We start from the raw sequence: 14,011 nt of genomic DNA, 5'->3' as shown, positions 1-14,011 counted from the left end.
TTATGGGTTTTTTATTGCAACGATTAATTCTTTTAACATAAGTGATACATGCTACAGGCAAGTTTAATTCCGAATATTTAGCTTTTCGGGCACTGGCGCGCAAAGAGTGTTTCGGATAATTCTGACTTGCTGTTAGAATCTCTGACAGGAATGTGTTCTTTCATTGGATAAAGTTTTCAGGTCATACGGCATGCCATCTCTTAATGTAAAACAAGAAAAACATCAGTCACTTGCAGGTTACTCACTGCCGCCCGCCAACAGTCATGAAATCGATTTGTTTAGCCTTATAGAGGTGTTATGGCAGGCGAAACGTCGTATTCTTGCTACCGTTTTCGCCTTTGCGTGCGTGGGGTTACTTCTGTCCTTTTTGCTGCCGCAAAAATGGACCAGCCAGGCGATTGTCACACCGGCGGAGTCGGTACAGTGGCAGGGACTGGAGAGAACGTTGACCGCGCTGCGCGTGTTGGATATGGAGGTAAGCGTTGATCGGGCCAGCGTCTTTAATCTGTTTATTAAAAAGTTTAGCTCGCCCTCGCTGCTGGAAGAATATCTTCGTTCTTCTCCGTATGTCATGGATCAATTAAAAGGCGCGCAAATAGACGAGCAGGATCTTCACCGGGCGATTGTCGTGCTGAGCGAAAAAATGAAAGCAGTGGACAGTAATGCCGGCAAGAAAAATGAAACATCATTATTCACGTCGTGGACGTTGAGTTTTACCGCGCCGACGCGGGAAGAAGCGCAAAAAGTGCTGGCTGGCTATATTCAGTACATCTCTGATATCGTCGTGAAAGAGACGCTGGAAAATATTCGTAACCAGCTGGAAATCAAAACCCGCTATGAGCAGGAAAAGCTGGCGATGGATCGGGTGCGTCTCAAAAACCAGCTTGATGCCAATATTCAACGTCTCCATTATTCGCTGGAAATCGCCAACGCCGCCGGCATTAAGAGACCGGTTTACAGTAATGGTCAGGCGGTAAAAGATGATCCGGATTTTTCTATTTCTCTCGGCGCGGATGGTATTTCCCGCAAACTGGAAATTGAAAAAGGGGTAACGGACGTGGCCGAGATCGACGGTGATTTGCGTAACCGTCAATACCATGTTGAACAACTGGCGGCAATGAATGTGAGCGACGTGAAGTTTACCCCGTTTAAATATCAACTGTCGCCGTCTCTGCCAGTGAAAAAAGATGGCCCGGGTAAAGCGATCATTATTATTCTGGCGGCGTTGATTGGCGGTATGATGGCCTGCGGCGGCGTATTACTGCGTCACGCGATGGTCTCGCGTAAAATGGAAAACGCGCTGGCGATAGATGAACGGTTAGTCTGATTTATATGAAAAGCCGGATAGCGATTATCCGGCTTTTTCATCTGTGTGAACGACTATCGCCGCCCCAGCGGTACCACCAGCGGCGTCCCGGCAACCGGATCGTCGATAATCATACAGCGCAGCCCATAGATTTTTTCGATAAGCTCTGCGGTAACAATCTCTTTCGGCGCGCCCTGCGCGACAATGTTACCTTCGCGTAATGCAATCAAATGCGTGGCGTATCGGCAGGCTTGATTCAGGTCGTGCAGGACGGCGGCGAGCGTATAACCTTTTTCGCGGTTGAGATCGCTTAACAATTCCAGCAAATCAATTTGATGGCTAATATCCAGCCACGTTGTCGGCTCATCCAGCAGCATGATGGACGTTTCCTGCGCCAGCACCATGGCTATCCACGCCCGCTGGCGTTGGCCGCCGGACAGAGTATCTACGCTTTGCGTCGCCAGTGAGGTGATACCTGTTGCACGCATGGCACTGGCGACGGCGTCGGCATCTTCCTTGCGCCAGCGGGTAAATAACGGCTGATGCGGATAACGCCCTCTGGCGACCAGCTCTTGTACGGTGATATCGCCCGGCGTAGTGGCGTTTTGCGCCAGCAATCCGATGCGCCGCGCCACCTCTTTACTGGCGTAACGCTGTATTTGTTCGCCATCCAGCCAGACATGGCCGTCAACAGGCGTCATCAGACGGCTTAGCGTGCGTAGCAACGTTGACTTGCCGCAGCCGTTAGGGCCGATGATGGCGGTAAAATGGCCGTCCGGAATCGAAACATTAAGGTTTTTTGCGACGGTATAGCTGCCATAACCCAGCGTTAACTGGTCGCCGCGCAAACGGGCTACGGATTCGGTCATTTTTTGCGGGACTCCTGAATTAACAAGACGATAAGATAAATACCGCCGAGGCTGACGGTGACCACGCCCACTGGAAGCTGATAAGGCATAAACAGTTGCTGTGCGCATGCATCGGCGGCCAGTAGTAACAACGCGCCGCACAGCGCCGACTGGGTTAATCCCCAGCGCGCTGTGCCGCTAAGACGGCGGGCGATGTGCGGCGCGACAAGGGCAATAAACGAGATGGGGCCAGCCAGTGCCGTTGCCGCAGCGGTGAGCGACACCGCCACCAGCATCAGCATCAGGCGTGACCGCTCCACGCTAACACCCAGCGCGCAGGCGCTGTCATCGCCCATCTCCAGCAGCCGCATACGACGCACCAGTAGCGCGGCGCCTGTCAGCATCACAATAATCAGCGGCGCCGAAGGCCAGGTTTTTGCCCATGTCAGACCGTTGAGCGACCCGGCGTTCCATAAGCCGGCGGTGAGCGCCGTTTCCAGCGACGCCTGCAACAGAAGCCAGGTATTAAAGGCGACTAACATCGCGCGGATGCCGATACCGATGATAATCAGCCGGAAAGTTTCAATCCCGTTACGCCAGGCGAGCAGCCAGACAATCAATGACGTGACGATACCGCCCGCCATTGCCGCAAGCGCGATCGCGGTAAGATGCTGGCCAAACAGGACCATTGCGACCAGTACGCCGCTCCAGGCGCCGGTATTAAAGCCCATCACATCAGGGCTGCCTAGCGGGTTACGCATCAGCGACTGAAAAATCGCGCCACTGACGCCAAGCGCAGCGCCAATCAGCAGCGCCATTAATACGCGCGGTAGTCGCCATTCGGTTACGACAAGGGTGATGTTACGCGGCGCGTCGCCCAGCAGCGCGGCAATAATCTGCCCGGTCTCAAGAGGCACGGCGCCGCTTTGCAGGCTCCATAAACCAATGGCGAAGCAGCCAGCCGCCAGAAGCAGGCAGCTTACGATAAGCCGACGAGAAAGAAACATCACAGGCCGCCTCCGTTCGATTTACGGCGTACCAGAAAAATAAGTACCGGCGCGCCGATAAATGCACTGACAACCGATACGCGGAGTTCGCCCGGCACCAACAGACGACCAATAATATCGGCAAAAAGCAGCAGAGCAGGGGTTGCCAGTAGCGTCACTGGCAGCGACCAGCGGTGGTCTGCGCCCACCAGCCAACGCGCCATATGCGGCATCATCAGACCAATAAAGGCGATAGGGCCAACCAGCGCCGTTGCGCTGCCGCACAAGACGGTAATCGCCAGTAAACCGATAAGTTGGGTGCGCGCCACTTTACTCCCCAGCGCCGTCGCGGTATCGCTGCCGAGGCTCAGGCTGTTCAGCGCTCGGCTCAGAAATAGCGCCACGATCCCTGCGATAACCACGGGCGCAAGCGCGACTTTCAACGTTTGCAGGCTGCGAATGTCCAGCGATCCCGCCTGCCAGAAGCGAAGCTGGTCATAGACCTCTGGATTTAACAGCGCGATGCCGCTGGTCAGTCCTTCCAGTACCGCGCCAAGCGCCACGCCCGCCAGTGTCAGGCGGACCGGGCTTAACTGGCCGCCGCCCTGACTACCGGTGAAGGCGACAATCAGCGATGCGATAAGCGCGCCGCTAAATGCCATGAAAAGCTGTTCCAGCGGCGTGGAGAAACCAAACAGCGCCGCGCCCAGTACAATGGCGAAGCTGGCGCCGTTGTTAACGCCCAGAATCCCCGGGTCGGCGAGCGGGTTGCGAGTAAGTGTTTGCATGAGCGCCCCGGCGAGACCCAACGCGCCGCCTGCCAGTAATCCGGCCAGCGTACGCGGCAAACGCGCATCCAGGACGATGGTGCAATCGGCGCTTTGGCACACGCCGGTGAACGCCTCCAGCACGACGGCGGCGGGCAGCGGTTTCGCGCCAATGACCAGGCTTAAAACCGCGGCGAGACTCAGTAATAACAACAATCCGGGCACGGCAAACGCGCGCGTCACGGAAAATGAGCATGACATAGTAACTTCCCTGATAATGATAGTAATTATCGTTATCTATCTTATTTGGTTATGTTAGCATGTGCAGCCATTGAATGGATATTTAAAAAAACTCGCATTAAGGCGTTGTAATGAATCGACAATCCTGGCTGCTCAATCTCAGCCTGTTGAAGACGCACCCTGCATTTCGCGCAGTATTTCTGGCCCGTTTTATCTCTATTGTCTCGCTGGGGCTGCTTGGCGTGGCGGTTCCGGTACAGATCCAAATGATGACGCACTCCACCTGGCAGGTAGGGCTGTCGGTAACGTTAACCGGCGGCGCCATGTTTATTGGTTTAATGGTGGGTGGTGTACTGGCCGATCGCTACGAACGTAAGAAGGTGATTCTGCTGGCGCGCGGTACTTGCGGTATTGGCTTTATTGGCCTGTGCGTGAACGCGCTGTTGCCGGAACCGTCATTGCTGGCGATATATCTCCTTGGCCTGTGGGACGGCTTTTTCGCGTCTCTGGGCGTGACCGCGTTACTGGCGGCGACGCCAGCGCTGGTCGGAAGAGAAAATCTGATGCAGGCCGGCGCGATTACCATGCTGACGGTACGTCTGGGATCGGTTATTTCGCCGATGTTGGGGGGCATATTGCTTGCCAGCGGCGGCGTAGCCTGGAACTATGGGCTGGCGGCCGCCGGGACGTTTATTACGCTATTGCCGTTACTGACGCTGCCGCGACTGCCTGTCCCTCCGCAGCCGCGGGAAAATCCATTTATCGCGTTACTGGCAGCATTTCGTTTTTTGCTCGCCAGTCCGCTTATCGGCGGTATTGCGCTGCTTGGCGGCCTGGTGACGATGGCAAGCGCGGTACGCGTCCTCTATCCGGCGCTGGCGATGAGCTGGCAGATGTCGGCGGCGCAAATCGGTTTGCTGTATGCGGCAATTCCGCTGGGGGCGGCCATTGGCGCGCTGACCAGCGGACAACTGGCGCATAGCGTTCGTCCGGGGCTCATTATGCTGGTTTCGACAGTGGGTTCTTTTCTGGCGGTGGGGCTGTTCGCCATCATGCCGGTCTGGATCGCAGGTGTTATCTGTCTGGCACTGTTTGGCTGGCTTAGCGCCATCAGTTCGTTATTACAATATACCCTGCTGCAAACCCAGACGCCGGAAAATATGTTGGGGCGAATGAACGGCCTGTGGACTGCGCAAAACGTCACGGGAGACGCTATCGGCGCGGCGCTGTTAGGCGGTCTTGGCGCAATGATGACGCCGGTCGCTTCCGCGAGCGTGAGTGGATTCGGGCTGGTAATTATTGGTTTGCTGCTGCTGTTAGTGCTGGGCGAGCTACGTCGTTTTCGCCAGACGCCGCCGGTTAGCGATGCTGGCTGATGAAGAGGCGTTTATCCGACTGACAAAATCGGTCTGGTCAGTCGGATAAGACTCCGATAAGGCTAAAACAGGGCGGCCAGCCGGTTAAGCAGCAACGTTGCGCTGTAATAATCCAGACGGAACGTCTCCGTGCCCAGGGCATAGACGCGCTTATTTTGCACCGCTGGCAGGTGCGCCAGCAGCGGATTGGCGTAAAGGGCCGCGACATCTTTGTTGTCGCCGGCAAACAGGAAAAGAGATTGGCCGTTTAACCCGGCGGCCAGATTTTCACCGCCAAGCTGAATGATATCGTGGCGCTTACCCTGGCTTTTGCTGGTTTGCAGCCCTCGGGGCAATGTCGCCAGCGTAAAGCCTAACTGCGTCAATAGCTTGCCTTGTGCTGATTCTGGCGTCCACAGATTGGCGCTATGCGCGGCAGGGGTATACACCAGCGCGCTAACCGGCTGCGGCGGCAGGGCGATTCGCTGTTTAACCGTCGTCAGTTGCGCCTCAAATTCCGCTATTCGCGCGGCGGCCTGTTTCTCCTGGCCGGTGATCTCGCCAAGCTGCGTGAGCAAACTCTGCCAGCTTTTATCGTCATAATTGATGACGAGCGTCGGCGCGATAGCGGAGAGCTGATCGTAAAGCGCCAGCGCGGAGTCGCCGCCGGTGGCGCTAATCAAAATGAGATCCGGCATTTGCGCGGCGACCGTTTCGGCATTCGGTTCGCCGATATACAGCCGGGCGACATGGCGAGCCTTTGCTACGTCGCTCCACTGACGCATAAACCCCTGATCGTCGGCAAAGCGGTTATTCGGCGTAGTGGCCCCGCTGGCGACGACGGGCGCATCAATCGCCAGCAGCGAGCCTGTTAACGTCACGCTGGTAGAGACGATACGCGCGGGTTTGTGGTCCAGAGTATGAACGCCGCGGCTGTCCTGGATTTGCCGGGGCCAACCGGCGTCCTGGGCTAAGGATATTCCTGAAATTGATAAACCAACCACTAAAAGCAGCCAACGATAAAAGGCGGGGAGTCTCACAATAGCGTCCTGTTATTAATAAAGTTAATGCTTCTCATTTTCATGTCAGCGGCAGCGAGATGCAAGCCTTAGTGCCATTTAACTCATGACCAGAGTTGACAGAGCGACGTTTTACTCTTAGGTTAGCGCACTAAAAATAGAAATAATAATCATTATTATACACAAAATCATTCAAGAAGCATCGCAACGGCAAGGGAAGAAATCCCCGCGAGCATAGATAACTGTGTGACCGGGGTTTCTGAGCGCAGCCAACAAAGAGGCAGCTTGAAAGATGAAGTGTATATAAGCCTTTATCATTGGAGGATGATATGGATATGTCACTGGCCGAGGACGCTCAGGAGACAATGGCAACGCTTGCTCCCGATCGCTTTTTCTTCATGTCGCCGTATCGCAGTTTTACCACTTCCGGGTGCTTCGCCCGTTATACCGAGCCTGCGGTTGCCGGAGATTCGCCGGATAGCCCTTTCCAGCAGAAATTGCGCCAGCAGTTTGCCGAGGCCAAATCGCAGGGCATCGCCAACCCTATCCTGGTGGGGGCGATCCCCTTTGATACCCGTCAGCCGTCGTCGCTATTTATCCCGATGGCGTGGCAGTCCTTTTCCCGCCAGCAAAAGCAGCGCACGGCGCGTTATTTTACTGACCATCAGCCACTGACGGTGACGGCGCGAAAGGCGATTCCGGAGCAGGATGCTTTTGAAGCAATGGTCGCACGCGCGGCTATGCTGACCGCCACGCCAGACGTCGATAAAGTGGTGCTTTCCCGGCTAATAGATATCACCACTGATGTGGCGGTGGATAGCGGAGCATTGCTGGAGCGGCTGGTTGCGCAGAATCCAGTTAGTTACAACTTCCATGTGCCACTGGCGGATGGCGGCGTTCTGCTGGGCGCCAGCCCCGAATTGTTGCTACGCAAAGAGGGCGAGCGGTTTAGTTCGCTGCCGTTAGCAGGCTCGGCACGCCGACAGCCGGATGACGTTCTGGATCGCGAGGCGGGAAACCGACTGCTGGCTTCACAAAAAGATCGCCATGAACATGAGCTGGTGACGCAGGCGATGAAGCAGATCCTGCGCGATCGCAGCACGGAACTGCAATTACCTTCCTCTCCGCAGTTGATCACCACGCCGACGCTATGGCATCTCGGTACGCCGTTTGAGGGCAAGGCCAACGCCGGAGAAAACGCGCTGACGCTGGCCTGTCTGCTGCATCCGACCCCTGCGTTAAGCGGTTTCCCCCATCAGGTCGCGAAAAAGCTGATTGCTGAACTGGAACCGTTCGATCGTGAACTGTTTGGCGGCATTGTCGGCTGGTGCGACGCCGAAGGAAACGGCGAGTGGGTAGTGACGATTCGTTGTGCGAAATTGCAAGGTAATCAGGTGCGCCTGTTCGCCGGCGCCGGGATTGTCCCTGCCTCTTCGCCAGTCGGCGAGTGGCGGGAAACCGGCGTCAAGCTCTCTACGATGTTGAACGTTTTTGGACTGCATTAAGGAACGATGATGCGTATACCTTTCACCCGTTGGCCGGATGAATTTTCCCGCCGTTATCGTGAAAAAGGCTACTGGCAAGACGTGCCGTTGACCGATATTCTGACCCGCCACGCTGACAGCGATAAGACGGCGGTCATTGAAGGCGAGCGCGCATTCAGCTATCGCCAGCTCAACCAGGCCGTGGATAATCTGGCCTGCAGTTTACGCCGTCAGGGCATCAAACCTGGCGAAACCGCTCTGGTGCAACTGGGGAATGTACCGGAACTGTATATCACCTTTTTCGCCCTGTTGAAGCTTGGCGTAGCGCCCGTTCTGGCGCTGTTTAGCCATCAACGTACCGAACTTAACGCCTATGCGATGCAGATCGCGCCGACGCTGGTGATTGCCGATCGCCAACATACGCTGTTCGCCGGGGAGGACTTTCTCAACACGTTTGTGGCTGAACACCGCTCTGTGCGGGTGGTGTTATTGCGTAACGACGACGGCGATCACAGCCTGGACGCGGCGATGCGGCAGGCGGCGGAAGATTTCACCGCCACGCCATCACCTGCTGACGAAGTGGCCTACTTTCAGCTTTCCGGCGGTACTACCGGCACGCCAAAGCTTATTCCCCGTACCCATAACGACTATTACTACAGCGTGCGCCGCAGCAATGAGATTTGCGGTTTCAACGAGGAGACGCGTTTTCTGTGCGCGATTCCCGCCGCGCATAACTACGCCATGAGTTCGCCGGGCGCGCTGGGCGTCTTTCTCGCCAAAGGAACGGTAGTGCTGGCGACCGATCCCAGCGCCACGCTCTGTTTCCCGCTGATCGAAAAACACCAGATTAATGCCACGGCGCTGGTGCCGCCCGCGGTCAGTCTATGGCTACAGGCTATCCAGGAGTGGGGCGGCAATGCGCCGCTGGCGTCATTAAGGTTATTGCAGGTTGGCGGCGCGCGGCTTTCTGCGACGCTGGCCGCCCGTATTCCGGCTGAAATTGGCTGTCAGTTGCAGCAGGTCTTCGGCATGGCGGAAGGGTTAGTGAACTATACCCGGCTGGACGATAGCCCGGAACGGATTATCAATACCCAGGGAAGACCCATGTGTCCGGACGACGAAGTGTGGGTGGCGGATGCCGACGGGAATCCACTGCCGCCGGGCGAGATTGGTCGTCTGATGACGCGCGGCCCCTATACTTTTCGCGGCTATTTCAACAGTCCGCAACACAATGCCAGCGCCTTTGACGCCAACGGTTTTTACTGCTCCGGCGATTTGATCTCCATTGATCAAGACGGCTACATCACCGTTCACGGGCGTGAAAAAGATCAGATCAATCGGGGCGGCGAGAAGATAGCCGCCGAAGAGATAGAAAACCTGTTACTGCGCCACCCGGCGGTGATCCATGCGGCGCTGGTCAGCATGGAAGATGAACTGCTGGGGGAAAAAAGTTGCGCATATCTGGTGGTAAAAGAGCCGCTGCGAGCGGTACAGGTACGCCGTTTCCTGCGAGAGCAGGGCGTGGCGGAATTTAAATTACCGGATCGCGTGGAGTGCGTTGCGTCACTGCCACTGACGCCGGTTGGTAAAGTCGATAAAAAACAATTACGCCAGCGGTTGGCGTCACGTTCACCGCTCTGAAGGAGAAAGAGAGATGGCCATTCCGAAACTACAGTCTTACGCGCTGCCCACCGCACTGGATATCCCGACCAACAAAGTGAACTGGGCATTTGAGCCGGAGCGCGCGGCGCTGCTCATCCACGATATGCAGGATTACTTTGTCAGCTTTTGGGGCCGCAACTGCCCAATGATGGACCAGGTGATTGCCAATATCGCCGCTCTGCGCCAGTACTGTAAGGAACATCATATCCCGGTCTATTACACCGCTCAGCCGAAAGAGCAAAGCGATGAAGATCGCGCGTTACTCAATGATATGTGGGGACCGGGACTGACGCGCTCTCCGGAACAGCAGAAGGTGGTAGAAGCCTTAACGCCGGATGAGGCGGATACGGTGCTGGTGAAGTGGCGTTATAGCGCGTTTCACCGCTCGCCGCTGGAACAGATGTTAAAAGATACCGGACGCAATCAGCTCATCATTACCGGTGTGTATGCGCATATTGGCTGTATGACCACCGCTACCGATGCGTTTATGCGCGACATTAAGCCGTTTATGGTGGCGGATGCGCTGGCGGATTTCAGCCGGGAAGAGCATCTGATGGCGCTGAACTATGTGGCGGGGCGTTCCGGTCGCGTCGTCATGACTGAATCTCTGCTGCCGACGCCGGTTCCTGCCAGTAAAGCGGCGCTGCGGGCGTTGATTCTGCCGTTGCTGGATGAGACTGACGAGCCGCTGGATGATGAAAACCTGATTGATTATGGCCTGGATTCAGTACGCATGATGGGGCTGGCGGCGCGCTGGCGTAAAGTACACGGCGATATCGACTTCGTTATGCTGGCGAAAAATCCGACCATTGACGCCTGGTGGGCGCTGCTTTCTCGCGGGGTAGAGTAATGGCCAGCTTTGATTTTTCAGACAAAACGGTATGGGTGACCGGGGCGGGGAAAGGGATCGGTTACGCGACGGCGCTGGCGTTTGTTGACGCCGGGGCGCGGGTGTTCGGCTTCGATCGTGAATTTACGCAAGAGAATTATCCCTTTGCTACCGAAGTCATGGATGTGGCGGATGCCGCACAGGTTGCGCAGGTGTGTCAGCGTGTGTTGCAAAAAACGCCGCGGCTGGATGTGCTGGTCAACGCCGCCGGTATTTTGCGTATGGGAGCGACCGATGCGCTTAGCGTCGACGACTGGCAGCAGACATTTGCGGTCAATGTGGGCGGGGCATTTAACCTGTTTTCACAGACGATGGCGCAGTTTCGCCGTCAGCAGGGAGGGGCGATTGTTACCGTAGCCTCAGATGCGGCGCATACGCCACGTATCGGTATGAGCGCCTACGGCGCCTCTAAAGCGGCGCTGAAAAGCCTGGCGCTAACCGTAGGGCTGGAGCTGGCGGGCTGCGGGGTGCGCTGTAATGTGGTGTCGCCCGGTTCGACTGACACCGATATGCAGCGCACTTTATGGGTGAGTGAAGATGCCGAACAGCAGCGTATCCGCGGTTTCGGCGAACAGTTTAAGCTCGGTATTCCGCTCGGTAAAATCGCCCGTCCGCAGGAGATAGCCAATACCATTTTGTTTCTTGCCTCCGATCTGGCCAGCCACATTACCTTGCAGGATATCGTGGTGGACGGTGGTTCAACATTGGGAGCCTGACGATGATCTGGAAACGGCATTTAACGCTGGATGAATTGAACGCTACCAGTCAGAACACGCTGGTGGCGCATCTGGGCATTGTTTACACCCGTCTGGGCGATGACGTGCTGGAGGCGGAAATGCCCGTCGATGCCCGCACTCATCAACCGTTTGGTCTGCTACACGGCGGCGCATCGGCAGCGCTGGCGGAGACGTTAGGATCAATGGCGGGTTATCTGATGACCCGCGACGGGCAGTGCGTGGTCGGGACCGAGTTAAACGCCACCCATCACCGCGCCGTCTCGCAGGGGAAAGTACGCGGCGTTTGCCTGCCGCTGCATCTGGGGCGGCAGAATCAAAGCTGGGAAATTACGCTCTTTGACGAGCAGGGGAGGCGCTGCTGCACCTGTCGCCTGGGAACGGCGGTAATGGGATAGTTCTGGCAAAGTAAAATGCAATTGCAGCGTTAACGAAGAAAGGAAGTGATCTGGTTAACACTGTAATGTAAAAAATGGGTAACGATCCGGTTTTATCATGTTGTTGTGTTGTTAATTACGGTAAAGGTGTTATAGAAACAAAATGTAACATCTCTCTGGAACACCCAAACGGACAACAACTATGAATAAATCAGGGAAATACCTCGTCTGGACAGCGCTCTCAGTATTGGGTGCGTTTGCCCTGGGCTATATTGCGTTAAATCGTGGGGAACAGATCAACGCGCTATGGATCGTGGTGGCGTCGGTCTGTGTCTATCTTATTGCGTATCGTTTTTATGGGCTCTATATCGCCAAAAAAGTGCTGGCGGTTGACCCAACGCGTATGACGCCCGCGGTACGTCATAATGATGGTCTGGATTATGTTCCGACCGATAAAAAAGTGCTGTTCGGTCACCATTTTGCGGCCATTGCTGGCGCAGGTCCGCTGGTCGGGCCGGTACTGGCCGCGCAGATGGGCTATCTGCCGGGGATGATCTGGCTGCTGGCGGGCGTTGTGCTGGCGGGAGCGGTGCAGGACTTTATGGTGCTGTTCGTCTCGACCCGGCGTGATGGGCGTTCGCTTGGCGAGCTGGTTAAAGAGGAGATGGGCGCGACGGCCGGGGTGATCGCGCTGGTGGCCTGCTTTATGATCATGGTGATCATTCTGGCCGTCCTGGCGATGATCGTGGTGAAAGCGCTGACCCATAGCCCGTGGGGAACGTACACTGTTGCGTTCACCATTCCACTGGCGATTTTTATGGGCATCTACCTGCGTTATCTGCGTCCGGGGCGCATCGGCGAGGTGTCGGTCATTGGGCTGGTATTCCTTATTTTCGCTATTATTTCCGGCGGATGGGTGGCGGCAAGCCCAACCTGGGCGCCGTACTTTGATTTTACTGGCGTGCAGCTTACCTGGATGCTGGTGGGGTATGGTTTTGTCGCGGCGGTACTGCCGGTCTGGCTGCTGCTCGCGCCGCGTGATTACCTCTCTACCTTCCTGAAAATTGGTACGATTGTCGGTCTGGCGGTCGGGATTCTGATCATGCGTCCGACGCTGACTATGCCGGCGCTGACCAAATTTGTTGATGGTACCGGACCGGTCTGGACGGGCGACCTGTTCCCGTTCCTGTTTATCACCATCGCCTGCGGCGCGGTATCCGGTTTCCATGCGCTCATCTCCTCCGGCACGACGCCGAAGATGTTGGCCAACGAAGGCCAGGCCTGCTTTATCGGCTACGGCGGGATGTTAATGGAATCTTTCGTCGCCATTATGGCGCTGGTCTCCGCCTGTATTATCGATCCAGGCGTTTACTTTGCGATGAATAGCCCGATGGCGGTACTGGCGCCAGCGGGGACAGCGGATGTCGTGGCTTCTGCTGCGCAGGTGGTCAGTAGTTGGGGTTTCGCTATCACGCCGGATACGTTACACCAGATTGCCAATGAAGTCGGCGAACAATCCATTATCTCCCGCGCAGGCGGTGCGCCAACGCTGGCGGTAGGGATGGCCTACATTTTACATGGCGCGTTGGGCGGCATGATGGATGTGGCGTTCTGGTATCACTTTGCCATTCTGTTTGAAGCGCTGTTTATTCTGACGGCGGTGGATGCGGGTACCCGTGCGGCGCGTTTTATGTTGCAGGATTTGTTGGGCGTAGTGTCGCCAGGGCTGAAACGTACCGATTCGCTGCCAGCGAACCTGCTTGCTACGGCATTGTGCGTGCTGGCGTGGGGGTATTTCCTCCATCAGGGCGTGGTCGATCCGTTAGGCGGTATTAACACCCTGTGGCCGCTGTTTGGCATCGCTAACCAGATGCTTGCGGGGATGGCGCTGATGCTTTGCGCCGTGGTACTGTTCAAAATGAAGCGTCAGCGTTATGCGTGGGTCGCGCTGGTGCCAACGGCCTGGCTGCTGATTTGTACGCTGACGGCGGGCTGGCAGAAAGCGTTTAGTCCGGATGCGAAAATCGGCTTCCTGGCCATTGCCAATAAGTTCCAGGCGATGATCGACAGCGGCAATATTCCGCCGCAGTACACCGCATCGCAGCTCGCGCAGTTGGTATTCAATAACCGTCTGGATGCCGGGCTAACCATCTTCTTTATGGTGGTGGTCGTGGTGCTGGCGGTCTTCTCTATTAAGACGGCGCTGGCCGCTCTGAAGATTGATAAACCGACGGCGAATGAAACGCCGTATGAGCCGATGCCGGAAAATGTGGATGAGATCGTGACGCAGGCGAAAGGCGCGCACTAATCTTTTTACATCAATAGCCCTCTCCAGAATAAGGAG

General features: G+C 56.2%; 12 protein-coding genes. 8 read left to right on the top strand and 4 right to left on the bottom strand.

The window, feature by feature from the left end; translation table 11 throughout:
• Positions 1-190: 190 nt before the first annotated feature.
• The gene (gene wzz(fepE), locus ACLJRH_RS04950; RefSeq protein WP_001139570.1) at positions 191-1,327 is read left to right on the top strand and encodes an LPS O-antigen length regulator Wzz(fepE); all 1,137 of its coding nucleotides are present in this window, start codon (positions 191-193) and stop codon (positions 1,325-1,327) included.
• 53 nt (positions 1,328-1,380) lie between these two features.
• Here wzz(fepE) and fepC read toward each other — a convergent pair whose 3' ends face one another.
• Genes fepC through fepD form a run of 3 tightly spaced genes read right to left on the bottom strand, consistent with a single transcriptional unit; the run spans position 1,381 to position 4,168 of the window.
• Positions 1,381-2,175 carry an iron-enterobactin ABC transporter ATP-binding protein gene (fepC, locus tag ACLJRH_RS04945; RefSeq protein WP_000140622.1) on the bottom strand — a complete coding sequence of 265 codons (795 nt, stop codon included), beginning with the start codon at positions 2,173-2,175 and terminating at the stop codon, positions 1,381-1,383.
• Complete coding sequence (gene fepG, locus ACLJRH_RS04940; RefSeq protein ID WP_000480064.1) at positions 2,172-3,161, bottom strand: iron-enterobactin ABC transporter permease; 990 nt, start codon at positions 3,159-3,161, stop codon at positions 2,172-2,174. The genes fepC and fepG overlap by 4 nt, the downstream gene beginning before the upstream one ends.
• Positions 3,161-4,168, bottom strand: a complete 1,008-nt coding sequence (gene fepD / locus ACLJRH_RS04935) for a Fe(3+)-siderophore ABC transporter permease (protein ID WP_001277879.1) — start codon at positions 4,166-4,168, stop codon at positions 3,161-3,163. Before fepD ends, fepG begins: the two co-directional genes overlap by 1 nt.
• Before the next feature lie 110 nt (positions 4,169-4,278).
• On the opposite strand from fepD, the gene entS reads away from it, so the two are divergent.
• Entirely contained in the window at positions 4,279-5,523 is a 1,245-nt protein-coding gene (gene entS, locus ACLJRH_RS04930; protein ID WP_001081661.1) for an enterobactin transporter EntS, read from the top strand.
• Positions 5,524-5,585: 62 nt separating this feature from the next.
• On the opposite strand, the gene fepB is transcribed toward entS, so the two are convergent.
• Positions 5,586-6,542: a Fe2+-enterobactin ABC transporter substrate-binding protein gene (gene fepB / locus ACLJRH_RS04925; protein ID WP_001238994.1), complete on the bottom strand. Its 957-nt coding sequence runs from the start codon at positions 6,540-6,542 to the stop codon at positions 5,586-5,588.
• Positions 6,543-6,850: 308 nt separating this feature from the next.
• On the opposite strand from fepB, the gene entC reads away from it, so the two are divergent.
• The 6 genes from entC (at position 6,851) to cstA (ending at position 13,975) form a co-directional block, all read left to right on the top strand.
• Positions 6,851-8,026, top strand: a complete 1,176-nt coding sequence (gene entC, locus ACLJRH_RS04920) for an isochorismate synthase EntC (protein ID WP_000367597.1) — start codon at positions 6,851-6,853, stop codon at positions 8,024-8,026.
• Positions 8,027-8,035: 9 nt separating this feature from the next.
• Complete coding sequence (gene entE / locus ACLJRH_RS04915; RefSeq protein ID WP_001222467.1) at positions 8,036-9,646, top strand: (2,3-dihydroxybenzoyl)adenylate synthase EntE; 1,611 nt, start codon at positions 8,036-8,038, stop codon at positions 9,644-9,646.
• 13 nt (positions 9,647-9,659) lie between these two features.
• Complete coding sequence (locus tag ACLJRH_RS04910; protein ID WP_001007166.1) at positions 9,660-10,517, top strand: isochorismatase; 858 nt, start codon at positions 9,660-9,662, stop codon at positions 10,515-10,517.
• Positions 10,517-11,272: a 2,3-dihydro-2,3-dihydroxybenzoate dehydrogenase EntA gene (gene entA, locus ACLJRH_RS04905; protein WP_023137410.1), complete on the top strand. Its 756-nt coding sequence runs from the start codon at positions 10,517-10,519 to the stop codon at positions 11,270-11,272. The genes ACLJRH_RS04910 and entA overlap by 1 nt, the downstream gene beginning before the upstream one ends.
• 2 nt (positions 11,273-11,274) lie before the next feature.
• Entirely contained in the window at positions 11,275-11,688 is a 414-nt protein-coding gene (gene entH / locus ACLJRH_RS04900) for a proofreading thioesterase EntH (RefSeq protein WP_000637966.1), read from the top strand.
• A gap of 181 nt (positions 11,689-11,869) precedes the next feature.
• Positions 11,870-13,975 carry a pyruvate/proton symporter CstA gene (gene cstA, locus ACLJRH_RS04895; RefSeq protein WP_023136390.1) on the top strand — a complete coding sequence of 702 codons (2,106 nt, stop codon included), beginning with the start codon at positions 11,870-11,872 and terminating at the stop codon, positions 13,973-13,975.
• The last annotated feature ends 36 nt before the right edge of the window (positions 13,976-14,011 follow it).

The organism is Salmonella sp. SAL04162 (assembly GCF_046551535.1).
Classification (GTDB): domain Bacteria; phylum Pseudomonadota; class Gammaproteobacteria; order Enterobacterales; family Enterobacteriaceae; genus Salmonella; species Salmonella enterica.
Note: the sequence above shows the minus strand (reverse complement) of the source record. Positions and strands in the feature narration are given on the sequence as shown.

What these genes read in the sequence shown, in the direction of transcription:
- fepC (WP_000140622.1), bottom strand. Translation starts at nt 2,175, where the DNA reads ATGACCGAATCCGTAGCCCGTTTGCGCGGCGACCAGTTAACGCTGGGT.
- ACLJRH_RS04910 (WP_001007166.1), top strand. Translation starts at nt 9,660, where the DNA reads ATGGCCATTCCGAAACTACAGTCTTACGCGCTGCCCACCGCACTGGAT.
- entA (WP_023137410.1), top strand. Translation starts at nt 10,517, where the DNA reads ATGGCCAGCTTTGATTTTTCAGACAAAACGGTATGGGTGACCGGGGCG.
- fepD (WP_001277879.1), bottom strand. Translation starts at nt 4,168, where the DNA reads ATGTCATGCTCATTTTCCGTGACGCGCGCGTTTGCCGTGCCCGGATTG.
- entE (WP_001222467.1), top strand. Translation starts at nt 8,036, where the DNA reads ATGCGTATACCTTTCACCCGTTGGCCGGATGAATTTTCCCGCCGTTAT.
- fepG (WP_000480064.1), bottom strand. Translation starts at nt 3,161, where the DNA reads ATGTTTCTTTCTCGTCGGCTTATCGTAAGCTGCCTGCTTCTGGCGGCT.
- entS (WP_001081661.1), top strand. Translation starts at nt 4,279, where the DNA reads ATGAATCGACAATCCTGGCTGCTCAATCTCAGCCTGTTGAAGACGCAC.
- entH (WP_000637966.1), top strand. Translation starts at nt 11,275, where the DNA reads ATGATCTGGAAACGGCATTTAACGCTGGATGAATTGAACGCTACCAGT.
- entC (WP_000367597.1), top strand. Translation starts at nt 6,851, where the DNA reads ATGGATATGTCACTGGCCGAGGACGCTCAGGAGACAATGGCAACGCTT.
- cstA (WP_023136390.1), top strand. Translation starts at nt 11,870, where the DNA reads ATGAATAAATCAGGGAAATACCTCGTCTGGACAGCGCTCTCAGTATTG.